This is a genomic window from Helicobacter didelphidarum (assembly GCF_003364195.1).
In the GTDB taxonomy this organism is placed as follows: Bacteria; Campylobacterota; Campylobacteria; order Campylobacterales; family Helicobacteraceae; genus Helicobacter_A; species Helicobacter_A didelphidarum.
Window position 1 is genome coordinate 16,412 of the sequence record NZ_NXLQ01000018.1, and the last position, 19,980, is coordinate 36,391.

Here is a 19,980-nt window from a genome sequence, read left to right on the forward strand (position 1 = left end):
AAATGATATTGCTTTAAGAAATTTAGAAAATAATATTTTATTGTTATTGGTAAATTTACAAACTAAATAACACGAAATATTCTAAAAACTCCTTATCCTATCTTGAATATAGATTTTACAAGGATTGTATATTACTTATTTTTCTTTTTAAACTGCCATGCAACATACATTAAACCTAATGCCATCATAGCCACCAAAATGCCTACTATAATATATCTCATTTGTTGTTTTATGGCAATTTGTGTATTATCCATTTCACCTTTACCAAATGAAGAGGCAATCTCATTTACACCAATATCACCAAAAGTTGTGCCAAGCCACCAGCCAAATACACTTAAAATACTTACCCAAATAAATGCTCCAAGCAAAGTAAAGAGGCAAAATTTCCATAATTTCATCTTTGCAAGTCCCGCAGGAAGCGAAATATAATGTCTCACAACAGGAATGAGACGCCCTATAAAAGTGCTGATTTCACCATGTTTATTAAAAAATTTTTCTGTTGTAATAAGATGTTTTTCTTTCATAAAAAAATATTTCCCATATCGCACAACAAAGATTCTACCAATCTTAAACGCAATAAAATAATTACATAATGCTCCAGCTAAACTCCCAAATGTCCCCGCAACAATAGCTAACATTATATCCATTTTTCCTTGCATAGCAAGATAACCAGCAGGTATCATAACAACCTCGCTTGGTAATGGTAATATACTTGATTCTATTGCCATAAGAATAAAAATACCAAAATAACCTAGATATTCAATTATATCTAACACAAATTGTATAATTGCATTAATCAAAATAAGCCCTTATTCAAATCTATCAAACATTAAGCATTATATAAAAACTTTTTGGTATAATCGCAAACAAAAAATTTTAGGAGATTGTATGAATCAATTATTTCAAGGTGCAATCACATTTTATGAAGAAGATTATAATAATGAAAAAAGCTTTTATGAAGGCTTACAAGAAAACAAACCACACACACTATTTATTACTTGTGTAGATTCTAGAATAGACCCAAATCGTTTAACGCGTTCTAAACCGGGTGAATTGTATGTGATAAGAAATATTGGGAATCTTATTCCACCATTTAAAAATGGAGAAAACGATATTCAAGATTTTTTAGCAACAAATTCATCGATTGAATATTCTATCAAAAAACTAAAAGTAAGCAACATTATTGTATGTGGACATAGTAATTGTGGAGCTTGCACATCTGTTTATAAACCTGAAATGCTGGAAGAAATGCCCTATGTAAAAAAATGGCTCGAGTTATTACAACCAACTATCGAACGCGTAAAAGGGCTTCACCCAGAGAGCGAACATAAGAGAATATGGCTTACAGAATTGCAAAATATCCAACAACAAATCCATAATCTTTTAAGTTATCCTTTTGTTGAAGAGAAATTTAATCGTGGGGAATTGCATATTTATGGGTGGTATTATAATATTCTAAGTGGGCAAATTCTCAATTATAATTTCATTAATCATGAATTTAAACCAATTGTTGGTAATAATCCCTTAGGGTTATAATTTATAAAAAATTTTTGAGAAACTAGATTCCAAAAATATAAACCACACTACACAATAGAAAGTCACTAATTCAAAAAATATCATTTTCTATCATTAGTGAAGTAAAAAGACAATGAGATTCCCAAACAAATAGATTCTTGGATATAATACAAGAATCTATTAAGAGACTTTTACTTTTTTGAAAATAAAAATCTCTTAATTTAAAAAGGAATGTTTAAAATTTTTTGAATCATTTTAATTACACAAAGAAAGGAATAGTATGCAAAAACATATTATAGTATGTGATCACATTCATAACGAAGGTTTAAAGATTCTAAACTCTCAAACAGACATCACAATGGAGAATCTTGCTGATTTGTCCAAAGAAGAACTTTTAAAACATTTACACAAAGCCGATGTATTAATCACTCGTAGTTCAACTGCAATAAATCAGAAACTTTTGGAATCTGCTTTTCAAAATACCCAAAAACTTAAGGCAATCGTACGTGCTGGGGTTGGTGTCGATAATGTTGATATTGACGCATGTTCTTATCGCGGTGTTGTTGTTATGAATGTGCCAACAGCAAATACAATTGCAGCAGTTGAACTAACAATGACACATTTACTAAGTGCGATTCGGAGATTTCCCGGAGCAAATGCTCAATTAAAACTCGAAAGAACATGGAATCGTGAAGATTGGTATGGTATTGAGCTCAAAGATAAGAAACTTGGTATTATTGGATTTGGAAATATTGGAAGTCGTGTTGGGATTCGTGCAAAAAGTTTTGAAATGGATGTTGTTACTTATGATCCATATATTAACCCCAATAAAGCCCTGGATATAGGAATCCGCTATACTACAAATTTTGATGATATTCTTTCATGTGATATTATCACAATTCACACACCAAAAAATAAACAAACAAGCAATATGATAACAAACAAAGAAATTGCAAAAATGAAAGATGGTGTGATTTTGATAAATTGTGCAAGAGGTGGTTTATATAACGAAAATGATTTATATGAGGGATTAAAATCCAAAAAAATTGCTTGGGCTGGAATTGATGTTTTCGATAAAGAACCTGCAACAAATAATAAACTTTTAGAACTAGAAAACATTTATGTAACACCCCATATTGGAGCAAATACTTTAGAATCTCAAGAAAAGATTGCTATTGAAGCTGCAAATGCTGCTATATCTGCTGCAAGAGGAAGTTCTTTTCCTAATGCCCTCAATCTCCCTACAAAAAATCAAGATATTCCAGATTCTATTGAAAATTATTTGGAACTTACACAAAAACTAGGTTATTTTGTCGCACAAGCAATAAATGGTGCAATAAACTCAATTACATTACATATTCATGGGGAAGAGTTAGAAAAATATCAAGATGCACTTTTAACTTTCGGAATCGTTGGTGTTTTAAAACCTTCACTTGATGATAAGATTAATTATGTAAATGCAAGTTTCGTTGCAAAGGATCGCGGAATAAACACAAATACTGAAATCAAACGCAATGAAAGTGCTTATCGGAATCTTATAACACTGATTATAACAACAGAAAAAGAAAGTATGAGTGTGAGTGGCACTGTATATGATGAACATATTGTCAGATTCAATAATATTAATGGATTTAATATGGATTTAGAACCTCGTGGCAATATGATTCTTTTTAAAAATACTGATGTGCCTGGTGTTATTGGTAAAGTTGGAAATACCATAGCCAAACATCATGTCAATATAGCGGATTTTAGACTTGGACGAACTTCCGAAACACATAATAATGCTGCATTGGCACTTATTTTGGTTGATAATGTGGTTACTGATGCTCTGCTCGATGACTTGAATGCAATTAAAGAGTGCATAAGTGTAAGAAGTGTTTTAATGTGATTATCCTCGCTATACTATAAAAATTGTATTTTAAGTAATGGTTACGACGGTTATTCGCCATATATATCACTTAAAGCTTTATATTGGACAAAGTTTTAACCCTTAATATCTTTCTTCTTTTGTATGGCAATGATCTTTTTGCTATGAACGATTTTGTCATGATGGCTAATCTTCGCCCAATAAGCTCATGGTTAAGATTTTAGCAATACAAAATGTATAATGCCATGCAGAATCATTACTTTACATACAGTAACATAATAATATTTTATTGCATTGCTTTGTGTTTTTATTAGTATTTGCAATATCATACTAAGGTAGTATAATCATATTATTATTATAAGGAGATTCTATGAAAAAACTTTTCATTTTGACATTTGCATTTTTGTTTGCCTCCCAGCTCTATGCCGAGATATTCATTTATGGACCGGGTATCCCGACACCTCCTATTACAAAACTTGCACAGAAATATGAAGCAAACACAAAGCAAAAAATTGTCTTACAAACAGGTCCCACAAATCTATGGCTTGAAAATGCCAAAAAGAACGCTGATATAGTCTTTAGTGGAAGCACAGAGATGATGGATGGCTTTATAAACTTAATGCCAAATAAACTTGATTTTAAGAATATTCAAGTCCTTAATATCCGTGAAGCAGGGATTATCGTGCGAGCGAACAATCCAAAGAAAATTGTAAAATTTAGTGATATTTTGAAGCCAAATGTAAAAGTTATGGTTGTCAATGGTGGTGCACAAATCGGACTTCATGAAGATATGGCACTCAAAAATAAGGAACGCGATAATCTCATAAAACTTCGCTCAAATATCGCATTTATCGCACCGAATCACAAAGTCGCTATGGAGGAATGGAAAAAAGATTCAAGCTATGATGCACTTATCACTTGGAAACCGTTAGCAAAGGTGCTTGGTGATGAAAATGCAAAGTTTATTTCACTCGATAACAAATCTATTCTTTATCGTGCATTAGAAATTAGTGTGGCAAAAGATTCAAAACAAAAACAAGAAGCTCAACAATTTATTGACTTTCTTAAGAGTAAAGAAGCTCAAGCTGTGTGGGTCGAATATGGATATATCGCAAACTAAATAAATATTCTTTTAAATGATTGCTTTCAAAAGAATTTTGGGAAATATTCCCTTATAATCCCCTGAGATTATAATATCAAAGAACTGAACACATAGTATATCAAATGAAATATTTATATTATGTCTTATATTCATAAAACTTATATTTTAAAATTTATAAATATAGCTTACTTGCCCAATTATAGTTGCACCCAAAGATGATATGGCACTAGCATTTGGATTCATCTGGTTTGGTTGCCCTGTAAATAATGTTAAGGCACTTTTAATACCAAATTCTACCTGATGACTATAATTGATTGTTGTGCGAAGTCCTAAATTGAGTCCCAATGTTGTTCCTATGGATTGACTTCCTGTAGAATTTTGCATAGGAAGGCTTACCATTGCTCCAGCAAAAAATCCAACAAAAAGTCCCGCACTATATTCCCCTTCATCTACCCAATTAAAAAGATAGTCCGCATTTATATCTGCCAAAAGATATAAATCATGAGCAATATTTACACCATTATTCGAACCACCGGCACCAGCATTTATTACAGCAGGATAAAAACCATAAGCACCTAAAACAGAAAGATAGAATCGCACACCATTCCGTTCTCCGAAACCTGATAACCTGTTTTTAATCCAAAAACAATAGTAGAACTACCAGACACTCCACCGCCCGATGATAAAGCTAATGCTGCTCCACCACCAGCACTCACACCCAACAAAAATCCATTTTCTTCTGCATTTGCATTTCCAACTAAAGCACTTAGCAATATTATACTTAACAATATCTTTTTCATAAAATTTCCTACAATTTTAATTTCACTCTTTTAGTCATTATGTAACTAAAAAAGTTAAGACAATTATAATCTTAATATAATTATTTGAGTATGTAACTTTAATTTTTGAAGTGCTTTTTACTACGGGGGGGGGGGGGTAATGTTTCATATCGTAACTTGCTTTCACTGCACTTTAAATTTAAGGAATATCCTATTTGAATCTTTTTTATCTATCAAAAAACTTTTTTTCACAAACAATATTATTAAATAATTTGGTAAAACTCGATTAGAATATTCAATGATAACTAAACTTCAATGAATTATAAAAGGTTAATCACAATTATATCTTTTTTATAAAAATTAAATTCCTGACATCAAGTGCAAATTTCCTGCATAATACAATCAATCAAAAACATTTTTATTAACATAAAGCGATGGGATTCCAGCTTGATTTAGTTTTTTATATTCATCACAACCTTTTTGTAATCCCAAATCACATGCCTTACCATAAAACTCTTTTGCAAGCGAGAGATCATGCACAAGTGCGTTCCCTTCTTGATAGAGATTCCCAAGACTACAACAAGATTGTGCATGTTTATTTTTGCAAGCTTTTTTATAGAGTATGCTTGCTTGTTTGTAATCTTGACGCAAACCAATACCTTCTTCATAAAAATTACCAAGCTTGAAACATCCCTGCATATTTTTTTTATCACAAGTCATTTGAAAATAGTCTTTTGCTTTAATAATATTGCCTTGTTTTTCGTAATCTAATCCGACAAAATAACATCCTTGCATATTTTTTGCATTACATGCTCTTTCAAAGTATTGAAGTGCATTCTTGAATTGATTGGCATTCCAATAAATTTCACCTATAACAACACATTCTTTTTTTATATGACACTCGTTAGATGATTTTAGTCCATCTTTTATAAGAATTTCACAAGATTGAACATTTTGATTAAAACATTGTTGTAAATGAATATCCCAAGAATCATTATTGAGACTTCTCGTGTCTATTATACGAATAGAATCTGTTGCAACCACAGCAAATGCTTGTTGTAAAAAACATAATAATAACAAGAAAAAACTCTTGTAATTCATGAAACCTCACTCCACTCCATTTAATATTACAATATCCAATATTTTATGGCAAAATTATATCATAAATTTTTCTTAAAGAGGTTCTAAGTTTCCTTTTCATTATAGCAAATTATAGAAAAATTAGAATAATTTATAAATATATAGAAAAATTAAAAAGTAAATTTGTTAGAGAAAATGAGCTATAATTCTAATTTTATTACTTTATTTAAGGCATTATATATGGAAGAGATTCTAAACAATATTAATATCATTTTTTATATTTGTGCATATTTAGTAGCAAGTATCCCTGTTGGTGCGATTATAGTAAAAATCTTTGCAAACAAAAATCTATTACAAATTGGCTCAAAAAGCACTGGGGCAACTAATGTGTATCGTGCATTTGTGGATATTTCTCCTCAAAAAGCAAAATTTTTTTCATTACTTACAATGTTTCTCGATGCAATTAAGGGGCTTATTGTTGTATTAGTAGCAAAATGTATGGGATTATCTTTTGAGACACAATACGCCATAGCAATTTTAGCAATTTTGGGGCATTGTTATAGCCCATTTTTATTTTTTCAAGGAGGTAAAGGTGTAGCAACAGCAATTGGTGGTATGGTTTTACTGATTCCCATTGAAAGTTGTGTAGGGCTTATTATATGGGCAGTTGTTGGAAAAATCTTTAAAGTATCTTCACTTTCATCTTTATCTGGAGTATTAAGCGGGGTTATTTTAACTTTTATTATTCCTTCTCTTTTTCATCTCCCAACACAAATTGATATTAATCAACAAATTGGTACACACGCTCCTATTGTTATTATTGGTGTCATTATTTTAAATACACATATCGAAAACATTAAACGATTGATCTACAAGGAAGAAAAACAAATTATAGGAGATACAGTAGCATAGTTCATTCGATACATAGAGTTTTAGCAGATTCTATACAGAACAGATAATATCAGATAATATAAAGATTTTAAGTGAAAATAAGATAAAAGATAATAAAAACCACTTGAAATAATATAGAAGCTATATCTTAAATCTTAAAAACTAATGATTGTTGCACCTCATTTGCAACAAATTCTAGATTCTAACATAGCTTACAAAAGTTGCTAAAAATATAAATATATTTCAACAACAAGAAAAATTCTCTCCACTAAAAATAATAAATAATATTTAGAAAAGGAAAGTTTAAGTAGTGCATAATTTTAGAATATTTATTGAAATTCATTACATTATCTTCTATGAATCTTTCTGCGAATTTTGCGCAACAGATTACGGGGAATATAAATGAGTTTCTTTGCTTTTTTTAATTCAAGATGAGCTTTTGATCCATATCCTTTCCTAATTGCTAACATTGGATCTTGCGATACAATAGAATCTAGGAAGTTTAAAATCCTATCATCATAATATGAGAATACATCAAAATCACCTAAGAACACAGGCTCATGTAGCATATCATTATATGCTTGAGAATTGTTATCAAGTCGTTTGATTTCTTCTACTAAGTCATCTAATGTGTGAAAGTTGTGGGCATTTATAAATGATTTTGGATTAAAGTTATAATCTATAAGATGTGTTGGAATCTTGGGAATTCTGGTATCAATAATGTTTGGATTTGTTGTAAGATCTACAAGATATTTGTTGTTTGCTAAGGATTTCCCCCCCCCCCCCCAGCAATAGACTTAGATGTATCTTTTTGACACCTAAGACTTGTATCACCCCAATAAATCGGCACACACCCTGCAGCATAAGCATCAAAAAGCTTTTCGGTTAAATAGCCCGGATTGCTTGAATTTTCAAAGCAAATATTAAATTTATAATCTCTCAACCACTCAATTTTGTTGCCTACACGACCACCAATATTATTTTTATATTTGCCACCAGAATCTACCTTTTTATACTGACTGAGTTTTTCAAAAAATATGTTACGGCTTTGTACTGTTCCATTACTAACGACAAAACCACAGAATTTTGTTTTTTCTCGAATCTCTCTTGTCTTTGATAAATTGGGCTTCTGTTGTAATGTATGAATATATGGAATATATAAATGTCTGTCGCCATAATCTAAATAATCAAAATCCATTGAGTAATCCGCAATATCCCAATTTGCTCTAATATTTTCTGGAGTATAAAATATTCGCACACAATCATAATCCAAGTGCTTTGAACCACATACACCATAGATAATAAAGTCTGGTTGATCTGAATAGATGATGTCATATTTTTTACTTAGTAGTTGGATAAAATAATGTTGATAAAATATCTCTTCCTTTTCATAATCACCACATGAATCAACTATACGCATTTTGACTTGTTTTTTCATTAGACTCCTCGTGCCAAAAAGATATTAAATATTACTAAATAGTAAGTATACTATAATTTTTTATAAAATTTATTATGTTCTATTAAAGTTTAAAGTTATATTCATGCAGAAACAAACCAAATACTTAAAAATTGTACAGAAGTAGCTTTGAAGCTTAAATAGTATTCTAAAGACAGACAAACGTTCGCTTAAATTATTTCAAAACTTAGCAGATTCTAAAGTTATTCCCGAATTTTATTTATGTATATAATCCACCATTTACACGCACAACTTCCCCTGTAATATAACTTGCATGATCACTCAATAAAAATGCTACCGTATCGGCAATATCTCTTGGCTTACCAAATCTTCCAAGCGGAATATTTTTAACATACTCAGCCTTTATGTCTTCTTTAAGACCTGATGTCATATCAGTTTCAATAAAACCCGGCGTAACAACATTAAATCTCACATTTCTGCTCCCTGATTCAAGTGCAAAACTTTTAGTCATTGCAATCATTCCTCCCTTACTCGCAGAATAATTAGTTTGCCCAGCATTTCCCTTTTCACCAACAATAGAAGCGATATTAACTACACTTCCATATCTTTGCTTACTCATAATTTTCAATGCTTCTCGACAACCAACAAAACAAGATTTTAAATTCGCCTCAATTACACCCATAAAATCTTCTGTACTCATACGAAGAGCAAGTTTATCATTTGTAATTCCTGCATTATTAACAAGATATGCTAATTCCCCATCACTCTCTTTAATAAGTTCAAGAGATTGCTTGTAACTCTTCTCATCTGTCACATCAAAGGCAATAATAGCTGCTTTCCCACCTTTAGATTCTATTTCTTCTTGCAATTTATTTGCAGAATCAGGATTATTTCTATAATTAATCCATACTTTTATGCCAAATTCAGCCAATGTTCTTGCAATCTCTGCACCAATACCTTTACTAGAACCAGTAATAAGAGCATTTTTACCACTAAATTTCATAACTAAACTCCTAAAAATTAAAATAGTTGCTGCAAATATTTTGCAAAACACGCTATTATAACATACTAAAAAAAATAAAGACTTCTTTGAAATACTAGCATTTATCAATGTTTTATCGTATAATTTCATTGTCAATAAAAATAAAATACGAAACATAAAAAGGATTTATATTGCATTTTGGCTATATTTATACCATTATATTCTTGTTATTTTTCTGCTTTTTTGGTATGGCACATAGCTTGGATATGAAATTAAATTATGGCAAAGAAGACAAAGAGACTTTTGCTGTTTTGAATCTTAAAAATGAATTTCCATTCAGTTGCGAATCAACTTTAAAAATTAATGGTGATGTAGAACAAATTACTTGCCAGATTGAGGGAATTCCACAAAGTGGCTTTAATCCTACCAAGAGTTCAATGCTTGCTTTCAGCTACCAAATGGGAGAAAAAGAGCCAGATTCCAACAAGCGGAAGATGGTATTAAAGGTTGTTCCTATCAATGGTGCAAAACTCCAACTTTTTTCGGTTTTTAGTGACTTGAAAACCGAAAAACCAATTCCAGTTACACGACAAACACACTCAAAAAGCTATCAAATAGTAGCTTATTATAAAAAACTACCATTTTTAAAACCAGATGATAATCTTACAAAACGAGATTCTATTAATTTTCCTGTATCTATTCCAAATACAGCGACACCAATGGTAGGTGAGCTTGATATTAATCGCAAACCACTTGATTATACTGCGGGTAAAGATTTAGATGAATTTATACAAATTCGATCGCTTATGCATGCAAGAAAATATGCCGATGCACTTGCAAAAATTTCCAAAGCTTCACAGACTTATCCCGATAGTCTTTTTACAAAAGATATGATTTATTATGCTATTGTTGCTCTTTCAAAACTCAAAGATAAATCTTCACAAGATTATTTACTCGATGCAGGTGTGAAATGGGTTAAAACTTATGCAAGTGATGATCATGCACCTGAAGTTATGTATCTTTTAGCAAAAACTTTTTTACAGCAAAACAAAGCCAAAGATGCGTTTTATTATCTTACAAGAATATCAGAAGAATATCCAAAAACACGTTATTCATCTTTAGCAAAAATGCAAATTGCTAATACACTAAAGTCTCAAAGCGATATCAAACGTGCACCACTTATTTATCGAGAAGCATACAAAGATGCCCAAGATGTTGATACTGCATCGCAAGTTGCTATTTCATGGGCAAGATTTAACTTGAGAAACAAAGACTATGAATATGCAAATGAGTTGTTTAATAAGGTTTATACTGTGTATCCAGCTTATTTTCTTACGGATCAAGATGAAAGCATGACTATTATCAAAGAACTAGAAGAAGAAGAACAATATAAAACTGCAGCCAACATTGCAAGATATTTGAGTGGGTATACCAAAATAAGTGATGATAAACACGCACAACTATTAAACAAAGCTTCAGATTTTTATACAAAAATTGGTGATTTTGATTCTGCTCATAAAATAAATCTCGATTTCTTACATTACCATCCAAGTCATAAATTAGCAGAAAAGATTCGTGAAAGAGACAATTCTTTGCTCTTTGAAATTGGGGGTGATTATAAGACAAAAATGCAACGTTATGATACAATCATAGCAACTTACCCAAATTCAGAAAGCTCTAAAAAAGCTTATGCACTTAAAGCTCAACTTTATTATGAAAATAAAGAATATGACAAAATTATTGAGATGCAACTCTTGTTACCCGAAGATTCTCCTATTATACAAACTGCTATCGATAACCAAGTCGTAGAGTATCTTAAAGAACATAATTGCGATGGAATAACAGGTGTATTAAGCAAGGCTCATAAAGTAAGTCTCAATGTGGCACAAAGTCTTGATGTTTTTGAGTGTCTTTACAACAGAACAGCATATCAAAAAGCAAACCAGCTTTTTTCTGGTTTAAATAAATATATTAAAGATGGTGAAAACCAACTTAGGTGGCTCTATCTCCAAGCAAATACACTCTTTGCATTGGGTGAAAATAAAGCTGGTATCAAGGCTGGAAGAGATGTTCTTGATTTAGCATTTGCCACAGGAAATACAAAATATTATGACATAAGCTTCAAAATGTTTAATGTATTTTATAATGATGAAAGCACAAGACATGAAGCACTGAAATTGAGCGCAAAAATGGATCAGTGGTTTCCTAATGATAAACGTATGTTAGCAGTTCATTTTACTCTTCTTAATGAAGCACAACAGAAAAATGATCCGCTCGCACTCAAATCTGAAGCAAATACTATCATGGCTATTCAAAACAAAGTAAAAGACTATGGGTTTAGCCCATATGTAAATTTTATCCATATTAATTCACTTATTGATGAAAATAAATATAAAGAAGCACTAAGTGAATTAGAAGTTCTTAAAAGATTCCAATTAAATCTTGATGACAAACAACAAAGATTCTATAAAATTGCGAATATTAACTACACATTAAAAAACATGGAAGAAAGCAAAAAAGCACTTGATAAATGTGTCGCACTAGGCACTACAACCTCTTGGGGAACTCTCTGCAATAATGCTCTCTCGCTACATGATAGTAGCTTAGAATAGTTCCTTGTATTTCTCATATATCTTAAACTTTACCTACAATCTATTTCTTTATTATGGTAAAAAAGTATTTTCTTAATGAAATTCTTTATATATGTCAGAACATGCACAATATTGTATGCCTAAAGAAGACTCTTAATCACCCATAGAACAGAATATAATATGATATCAATATAATGAGTTCCATAAAATATTCTCATATTTTCTCTTTTATATTATCATTTTATGCTATTTATAATAATTATTTATAATTTACTCTTGACATATTATCATTTTATTTAATATAATGATAAAGTTAATTTACAAAAGTTGTGAATTATAATTTTATTTTAAGGAGAATAGTATGTTATCAAAAGAAGTTATTAATAAGTTGAATGAACAAGTTTCAAAAGAAATGTATGCTTCAAACCTTTATTTAAGTATGAGTTCATGGTGTTATAATAATCGCTATGAAGGTGCAGGGCAATTTTTGTTTGAACATGCAGGACAAGAAAGTGATCATGCACGCAAACTGGTTACTTATTTAAATGAAACAGATTCTAAAGTAGAATTGCAAGCGATTGCAAAGCCAAATTCTGAATTTAAAGATCTACTTGATGTGTTTGAACAAACATACAAACATGAACTAGAAATCACACAATCAATCAATGATCTTGTGAGTTTTATGCTAGAACAAAAAGATTACTCAACATTTAATTTCTTACAATGGTATGTTGCAGAACAACACGAAGAAGAAGCACTCTTTAGAGGTATCATTGACAAGATTAAACTCATTGGTGATAAAAGCAATGGACTGTATCTTGCTGACCAGTATATTAAAAGCCTTAGTGGAAAATAATGTCTTACACCCATATCAATAATTATAATACAAAAGGCTTGTTCTTTATACAACAATAACTTTCAATAGTTGAGAGATATGAATTACAAAGGTTGCAGAATATATTGATACATGTAATAATAAATTTAATTTTATTTTACTAATTCAAATAACTAAGCCTTATGGCTCTCAGACTTTCAATTCATCAATCGCACGCATTGATTGCTCAATCGCTGTATGCAAAAAAGCCTCCCAATCAGAATCAGAATTCGCTATGGCGATATTTCCAAGTGGCTTTCTTGCCGTGCGTATAGTCTTTTTGCTTTGTTTTTTGTCATCATACAACGAATTATAATTATACGCATAGCAATGTCCCCAGCGATTAAGCGTTATCCCCAAAATATCCTTTGTCTTAAACCCAGCACTCCCAAGCATAGCATGCAAATGCTCTTTTGTCATCTTCTCAAGCGTAGAAAAAGGCGTATCAAAAAGCGTATGCCTTGTGAGACGCGATATTGTCCGCGCGTCAAGAGATTCACCCCTTATGCTTTCATCATTTAAACGCAAAGGCGAACCAATCATGTGGAGACATATAGGCTTTTTTGGATTTGTTGGGTGTTTATATGCACCCATATTGACGGGATAGTCAAGCTTTGTATTCACATAAAATGACTTTGGCGCGTAAATATCATGCACACCTAGATTCACGAAACATTCCCAATTTGCAAGCAAAACCTTTGTATAAATCAGAGAGGTTTTGACACATTGCGACAAGGCTTGTTTTTGACTCTCATTAAGCTCCGGGATAATATATGGAATCATCGAATTATAACTTGCCATTATGAGCTTTTTTGCAAATACCTTTTTCAAACGCTTACTTCTATGGTCGCCATAGACAATCTCCACGCCACCATTGACATTACGCGCGTGAATTGCGGTGCTTTGGAGTCGGATTTTGCATGGGGCATTTGGCATATCAAGTTTGCTATAATCAAATCGTGCTAAAAGTATGTCTTGTGGATTTATCGCTGCAGCAGTGATAGAGGGAATCAGCTTTTTTACCATAAGTCGAGCTATCGAGGCATTCCCATCAGGAAAATGATGAATATATGGTTCTTCAAACTCCGCATGGCTTTCTTTTTTCAGCCCTATATTGTCAAAACCAGGAAACGCACATTCCATAGCGATTTCACACGAAATCATATCAATACCTAACGCCATAAAATCATCACTCATTCCATCAAAAAAGCTCACTGCAAGAGGCGAAAGCTTCACTTTATCAAGCAAAAATGTCTTATAGCTTGTTTTGGCTAGATAATCCTTTTTTTGTGATTTGCTCATACCTGCAAGATAGTCGCTAGGATTTGTATAGAATCTAATGAGGGCTTCTCTATCGCTTTGTGGCATAGGAAAATCCCCTATAAACTCCGCAAAAGTCCGTGCATTGCTTTTGTCGCGAGGGATTGCATCATCAACGATTGTGCGAGGGTCGCCAGAGACGATTGTATTCACGCCAAAATCTCTTTTATTGAAAAACACACCGCGACTAAGCTTCATATTCGGATAAAAATCGATATTAAAACATTTCTCAAGTGTGGGAATATCCACGCCCAAAGAATGCAAAAATGAAAGAACTTTTTTGCTATATAGACTTTTTGGAGATTGCAGGGATTCACTCCCGCCATAACTTAGAATCATACCTCCATTAGTATGAAACTCATTGCGTCTTGCGTGTCCGCCAAAGTCTTTGTGATTATCCAAAATTAAGCTTTTTGCATTTGTCCCTACCCTATCATGAAACAAACATGCTGCACTTAGTCCGCTTATCCCAGCACCCACGACAACCAAATCATAGCTCTCTTCCACTGCAAGACGCGAAAAGTCAAATGATTCGCCATCGCGTAATGCGTGCGCAAACATATAGCTCTCATTGTCGCTTCCTACGAGATTCTGTAATGATGGCGGATAGAATCTTTGTTGAATCTCTCCCATATTGCCCTGCAATGCGAGAAGTTCTCGTGGCGACATACCCGCAACCACAGCGAGTGCCATACCATTGATAAAATCTCTACGCGTCATAATGTCTCCTTCATGCATATCAAAATATCATCAAACTTGAAGTGATTGTTATAGAATCTAAGATTGAGATTCTATACATTTATTTTTTCAATTATGGCTTATAGTGATTGATTTTAAGAATCTCAAATGATAAAACCCCTCAATCAGAGTCTTAAAATCTTAGCTAAGAAAATTCAATAACAAAGATTTAGAGTCTATAACCTTGCCCAAATCTCCTCAATGCTTTCATAATCAAGTCTTTAGAATTTTTGGCTAAAATCCCGCTATCTTTTTTAGATTCTAAAAAACTCTTGCAATGAATAACTTTTATAAATCTCACAAAAATACAAAACAAATCTCTGAATGTATATAAATGACCCATTATCTCTTTTAAACCAAATAAATGCGAACATTCTACCACAATAGTTTTAAGTTTTTGTGATAAAATCATAAAGCTCACTCAACGAAATATATGATACACAAATAAGGACTACATTATGCACAAACCATCACTTTTAAATAAAGACTATCACGCATTCTACACGGAAGCAAAGGAATTTTTAGAGAATAGAATCTTTATTGACTATTTACATCGCTTCGCACTTGGAGGTGATGCCTCTTGCTACCGCTATATTCCACAAATCGCCATAAAAGCACATAATGAAGATGAGATTATCAAGATTCTAGCTTTAAGTCGCAAATATCAGCTCCCACTTACATTTCGTGCCTATGGTAGCTCACTTTCCGGGCAGGCGTGTAGCGATAGTATCCTTGTGATTACGACTTTTGGTTGGCGTGATATAGAGGTAAGTGAAAAGAATATTAAACTTTCCTGCGGGGTGATTGGTAGTGAAGCAAATGATGCACTTAAGGCAATGGGTAAGAAAATAGGACCAGATCCAGCGACTATTACTATGGCAAGTATTGGGGGGATAGTCTCAAATAATTCAAGTGGTATGTGCTGTGGTGTGAAACAAAATAGCTACCAGACGATAGAATCTCTTCGCGTAATTTTAGGCGATGGCACGATACTTGATACAAGTAGCAAGGAAAGTGTGGAATCTTTCCTTGCAACGCACGCGGATATGGCAAAATCCTTGCTTGATTTGCGAAGCGAGATTCTCGCTGATAGCGAACTTAGCACGCTTATTCGTCGTAAATACAAAATCAAAAATACCACCGGCTATAGCCTCAATGCACTCCTTGATTTTGATAATATTACTGATATTCTTAATCACCTCTTTGTCGGTGCGGAGGGGACTTTGGGCTTTATCTCAAGTGTGGTGCTTCAAAATGTCGATGATGAGAAATATAAGGCATGTGCGTTGCTTTTCTATCCGGATATGAATTCCACTGCATATGCGATACAAATCCTCGCTCAAAACGATGATATTATTTCAAGCGCAGAGGTAATGGATTATGCCTCGCTTAAAAGTGTGCAGGGGTTAGAGGGTTTGCCAAGCGTGATAGATGAGATACACGAAGGAAATGCCTGTATCCTAATCCAGACGCAAAGCAATGATTTAAGCACACTAGAATCCAATCTCGTGCGGATAAAAGATTCACTCACACACACGAATCTCCTCTTCCCTGCACTGTATAGCCAAGATGAAAGTGAATATAGTGCGTGGTGGAAAATCCGCAAAGGGCTACTTCCTATCGCTTCATCTCTTCGTGAAGATGGAAGTTCCGTCATTACCGAAGATGTGTGCTTTGAAATTGAGAAGTTCGGCGAGGGCGTGAAATTCTTGCAATATCTTTTCGAAAAATACGGCTTCAAGGATAATGGCATAATCTTTGGACACGCACTCAGTGGTAATGTGCATTTCATCATTACGCCCAATCTCAATGACGCTGTGCAAAGGGAGAATTTCGAAAAGCTCGTCGAGGAGATGGCACAAGGCGTGGCGAATATGGGCGGAAGCATCAAGGCAGAGCATGGCACAGGGCGTATGGTCGCACCATTTGTCGAGATTGAATGGGGGAAGAAAGCTTACCAAATCAACCGCAAAATTAAGCAAATTTTTGATAAAGCAAATCTCATCAATCCCGATGTCATCATCACTGATAATCCAACTATTCACACACAAAATCTCAAAGAGATGACAAAAGTCGATGATTTCATCAATAAATGTATGGAATGCGGATTCTGTGAAAAAGCCTGTCCAAGCAATCCGCTCACACTCACGCCACGTCAAAGAATCGCCGTAATGCGTGAAATACAAAGACTTCAAAATCTCGGCACTCAAGACGCACACGAACTTCGCGATGAAATGATAAATGAATATGTGTATGTAGGCGATGAAACTTGTGCTGCTTGCTCGATGTGTGCGACATTGTGTCCGCTTGAAATCGACACGGCTAAAATCGCACTTCACTTGCGACAAAAGCAACAAAAAGGGTTAAAAGTGGCAAATAAGATTTTACATAACATGAATACAACACTTCATTTTGCTAAGTTTGGGTTAAAGATGGCAAGTATTTTTAATCCGAAATTTTTACATTCTATCAGCTCAAAATTTCGTGCAATATCACCAAATCTACCCTATCTCCCGCTTAATCTTCCGCAAGCAAATAACTATCAATTCAACGATGTTGTGATAAATACAGAATCTAGTGTAGTATATTTTAGCACTTGCATAAATCGTGCATTTGCTCCATCACAGAATCTAAGCATGAATGCGGATAGTAGGAATATTCAAGAAGTCTTTGAGAGTATTTGCAAAAAGGCAAAAGTGAATGTTATCTATCCACAAAATCTTTCTAATATGTGCTGTGGCAAAGCATTTGTGAATTATCCAACTTTGCAAGAAGAAAATAAGCAAAAGATTATAAGGGAACTCAATATCGCTACTAATGGCGGGAAAATCCCTATCGTGCTAGACCATAGTGCGTGTAGTTATCACCTCATCAAATTGCTTATGGATTCGGGACTTAAAATCTATGATATGCCAAATTATATCTATGAGGTGCTACATTCTAAGCTTCAATTTCACCCAAAAAATGAAAATATTGCATTATATTCGATGTGTGCCTTGAAGAAAAACAATGTTAGTCTTGAGCCACTTGCAAAGCTCTGCATAAATGGAGAAATCGTGATAGATAGGGCATTATTTTGCTGTGGGTTTGCAGGAAATAAAGGTTTTTTTACGCCAGAGTTGAACCGCAATGCATTACAAGGCTTCAAACGATTTTATGCAAATAGTAAAACTCGTGGTATCTCGCGTGGATTTGGAAGCTCTAGCACTTGTGAGATTGGACTAAATGATAATAGCGAGATTTATTGGCAACATATTGTATATCTTGTGGATGAGGTAACGCGATAAATTTTGCTTTACAAAATTTATTAATACTATGAAACAAAAAGAAATCACATAAAGTTTTAATATGCAAAAAGAGTAAAAAATGGAATGGATTTCATACTTTCTTGTTTGACGCAGACGAGGAATTTGAAATTATATCTCAAACTTTAATATTACTGAACTGATAACAAAAAATCAATCTCTTTAGTGCCTGTATAATGAATACTCTATTTATTTTGAAATGATCTCCTCAAATTAATACTTTCTCTTTCATAAAATTATTTATAGAATTATTGCTTAAAATCTCAAGAAACACTGTTGCATATGAACCTTTTGGTAGGGTAAAATTAAATTCTCCATTAGCGACTTGCTCTTTATATTTAAATTCTAGATTCTCACACCACACCCAAGCAAAGCGTCTATCACCATTGACTTTATCCAAAAGAGTATCAAAATATTTCCTCTCATATTCTAAGGCTATATCATTTGCAAGTATCGTTTTTGTACCATACAAAACACCTGTGGGAGAAATTAAAGCCTTATTAAAACGTCCTATGGTATCATCTACATTATCATTATAAAACATTTTACCATCTGGATAGTGTTTCATCACATCACCATTAAAAAGTTTGAGAAACTGTGGTTGAGTTTTCAATTTTTTAAGCAATTCCTTATCAAGCTTGAGATATTCTCTAGATTCTACTAGACTAAAATTATTAATTATTCTACTAAATTCTACTCTATCCTTTAACCACATATTAAAAAGATGACTTTGATATGCACTAATTAAAAATTGTGATATTTTCTTATCCCTTATTTTCATTTCACCATTTAGCAATGCCCTGCCATCTAAGTGATTATTGCCATTCTTACCAAATCTTTGATAGCCAAAATAATTAGGAAATCCACTCTTATGTAAGATTTCACAAACATTGTATATCTTCTTTGCATTTGCAGAATCTAGCTTTTTTACCCTTACAAAAAATTTATTGCCCCTTAAATGACCTAATTTGAGTTTATTATTGTGATAAGTAGAATCTAAAATTTTCAGATTTTCAAATTCTATATTCTGTAAATTTTTCACTAATTTCTTATTGATGGAAATATATTGTATTGTTAGACCATCCTTATCTTTAAGCCCACAATAGCCTATCTCCCTCCTTTTAATATTTAGATTTTCACTTATAATATTAAGCATTTGTGAAGTTGTTAAATCTTTCTTTCTGATTTTTAAAATCAAATGCTCTCCACAACCAGAAAATGGATATAATGGCAATTCCTCTACCACAAAATTCCTACTGTTTTTAGCAAAATAAAAATTAATTGGTGAATGGCTTAAATGTGAAACATTCATTTTGAATTACCTAAAAAACTAATTTCCATTAAAGATTCTAGCAAAAAATCAGCAACTTACAATATAAAAGAGTGCAAAATGAATTTATCCTCATTTATACAAACCTACACAAAATTATACATTGAGTAATTTTACTCATCTTTTACTTCAGATTCTAAGAATCAACTTTCAATTTAAAAGTATAATAAATATTAAGTGTATTTTTAC

The 19,980-nt window shown here is 32.6% G+C and carries 17 protein-coding genes; 7 read left to right on the top strand and 10 right to left on the bottom strand.

The window, feature by feature from the left end:
• Positions 1 to 131: 131 nt before the first annotated feature.
• Positions 132 to 800 (bottom strand): DedA family protein, encoded by a 669-nt coding sequence (locus CQA53_RS07660; RefSeq protein WP_181882397.1) that lies wholly within the window; start codon positions 798 to 800, stop codon positions 132 to 134.
• Between the two features lie 88 nt (positions 801 to 888).
• On the opposite strand from CQA53_RS07660, the gene CQA53_RS07665 reads away from it, so the two are divergent.
• The 3 genes from CQA53_RS07665 to CQA53_RS07675 all read left to right on the top strand — a co-directional run bounded on the left by CQA53_RS07665 (position 889) and on the right by CQA53_RS07675 (position 4,502).
• On the top strand, positions 889 to 1,536 hold the full coding sequence (locus tag CQA53_RS07665) for a carbonic anhydrase (RefSeq protein WP_115543419.1): 648 nt from the start codon (positions 889 to 891) through the stop codon (positions 1,534 to 1,536).
• A 259-nt stretch (positions 1,537 to 1,795) separates the two neighbouring features.
• Positions 1,796 to 3,403 (top strand): phosphoglycerate dehydrogenase, encoded by a 1,608-nt coding sequence (serA, locus tag CQA53_RS07670; protein WP_115543420.1) that lies wholly within the window; start codon positions 1,796 to 1,798, stop codon positions 3,401 to 3,403.
• Positions 3,404 to 3,752: 349 nt separating this feature from the next.
• On the top strand, positions 3,753 to 4,502 hold the full coding sequence (locus tag CQA53_RS07675; RefSeq protein ID WP_115543421.1) for a substrate-binding domain-containing protein: 750 nt from the start codon (positions 3,753 to 3,755) through the stop codon (positions 4,500 to 4,502).
• 147 nt (positions 4,503 to 4,649) lie between these two features.
• Here the strand turns inward: CQA53_RS07675 and CQA53_RS07680 are convergent, their stop codons facing one another.
• The 3 genes from CQA53_RS07680 to CQA53_RS07690 form a co-directional block, all read right to left on the bottom strand.
• Entirely contained in the window at positions 4,650 to 5,084 is a 435-nt protein-coding gene (locus CQA53_RS07680; RefSeq protein ID WP_181882398.1) for an outer membrane beta-barrel protein, read from the bottom strand.
• Positions 5,060 to 5,284, bottom strand: coding sequence for a hypothetical protein (locus CQA53_RS07685; protein WP_115543423.1), 225 nt, complete (start codon positions 5,282 to 5,284; stop codon positions 5,060 to 5,062). The genes CQA53_RS07680 and CQA53_RS07685 overlap by 25 nt, the downstream gene beginning before the upstream one ends.
• A gap of 381 nt (positions 5,285 to 5,665) precedes the next feature.
• Positions 5,666 to 6,364 (bottom strand): tetratricopeptide repeat protein, encoded by a 699-nt coding sequence (locus tag CQA53_RS07690; RefSeq protein WP_115543424.1) that lies wholly within the window; start codon positions 6,362 to 6,364, stop codon positions 5,666 to 5,668.
• A gap of 219 nt (positions 6,365 to 6,583) precedes the next feature.
• Here CQA53_RS07690 and plsY point away from each other — a divergent pair, with 219 nt between their 5' ends.
• Positions 6,584 to 7,255, top strand: a complete 672-nt coding sequence (gene plsY, locus CQA53_RS07695; protein ID WP_220272080.1) for a glycerol-3-phosphate 1-O-acyltransferase PlsY — start codon at positions 6,584 to 6,586, stop codon at positions 7,253 to 7,255.
• A 326-nt stretch (positions 7,256 to 7,581) separates the two neighbouring features.
• Here plsY and CQA53_RS07700 read toward each other — a convergent pair whose 3' ends face one another.
• The 3 genes from CQA53_RS07700 to fabG form a co-directional block, all read right to left on the bottom strand.
• The gene (locus CQA53_RS07700; RefSeq protein WP_115543426.1) at positions 7,582 to 7,803 is read right to left on the bottom strand and encodes a hypothetical protein; all 222 of its coding nucleotides are present in this window, start codon (positions 7,801 to 7,803) and stop codon (positions 7,582 to 7,584) included.
• Positions 7,804 to 7,997: 194 nt separating this feature from the next.
• The gene (locus tag CQA53_RS07705; RefSeq protein WP_115543427.1) at positions 7,998 to 8,672 is read right to left on the bottom strand and encodes a glycosyltransferase family 10 domain-containing protein; all 675 of its coding nucleotides are present in this window, start codon (positions 8,670 to 8,672) and stop codon (positions 7,998 to 8,000) included.
• A 238-nt stretch (positions 8,673 to 8,910) separates the two neighbouring features.
• Positions 8,911 to 9,654 (bottom strand): 3-oxoacyl-ACP reductase FabG, encoded by a 744-nt coding sequence (gene fabG, locus CQA53_RS07710; RefSeq protein WP_115543428.1) that lies wholly within the window; start codon positions 9,652 to 9,654, stop codon positions 8,911 to 8,913.
• A 170-nt stretch (positions 9,655 to 9,824) separates the two neighbouring features.
• On the opposite strand from fabG, the gene CQA53_RS07715 reads away from it, so the two are divergent.
• Complete coding sequence (locus CQA53_RS07715) at positions 9,825 to 12,245, top strand: tetratricopeptide repeat protein (RefSeq protein WP_245945778.1); 2,421 nt, start codon at positions 9,825 to 9,827, stop codon at positions 12,243 to 12,245.
• Between the two features lie 340 nt (positions 12,246 to 12,585).
• The gene (locus CQA53_RS07720; protein ID WP_115543429.1) at positions 12,586 to 13,080 is read left to right on the top strand and encodes a ferritin; all 495 of its coding nucleotides are present in this window, start codon (positions 12,586 to 12,588) and stop codon (positions 13,078 to 13,080) included.
• A 168-nt stretch (positions 13,081 to 13,248) separates the two neighbouring features.
• On the opposite strand, the gene CQA53_RS07725 is transcribed toward CQA53_RS07720, so the two are convergent.
• The gene (locus CQA53_RS07725) at positions 13,249 to 15,138 is read right to left on the bottom strand and encodes an NAD(P)/FAD-dependent oxidoreductase (RefSeq protein ID WP_115543430.1); all 1,890 of its coding nucleotides are present in this window, start codon (positions 15,136 to 15,138) and stop codon (positions 13,249 to 13,251) included.
• A 187-nt stretch (positions 15,139 to 15,325) separates the two neighbouring features.
• On the bottom strand, positions 15,326 to 15,568 hold the full coding sequence (locus CQA53_RS07730) for a hypothetical protein (RefSeq protein ID WP_115543431.1): 243 nt from the start codon (positions 15,566 to 15,568) through the stop codon (positions 15,326 to 15,328).
• Between the two features lie 46 nt (positions 15,569 to 15,614).
• On the opposite strand from CQA53_RS07730, the gene CQA53_RS07735 reads away from it, so the two are divergent.
• Positions 15,615 to 18,443: an FAD-binding and (Fe-S)-binding domain-containing protein gene (locus CQA53_RS07735; protein ID WP_115543432.1), complete on the top strand. Its 2,829-nt coding sequence runs from the start codon at positions 15,615 to 15,617 to the stop codon at positions 18,441 to 18,443.
• A gap of 226 nt (positions 18,444 to 18,669) precedes the next feature.
• On the opposite strand, the gene truD is transcribed toward CQA53_RS07735, so the two are convergent.
• Complete coding sequence (gene truD / locus CQA53_RS07740) at positions 18,670 to 19,773, bottom strand: tRNA pseudouridine(13) synthase TruD (RefSeq protein ID WP_115543433.1); 1,104 nt, start codon at positions 19,771 to 19,773, stop codon at positions 18,670 to 18,672.
• Positions 19,774 to 19,980 lie beyond the last annotated feature (207 nt).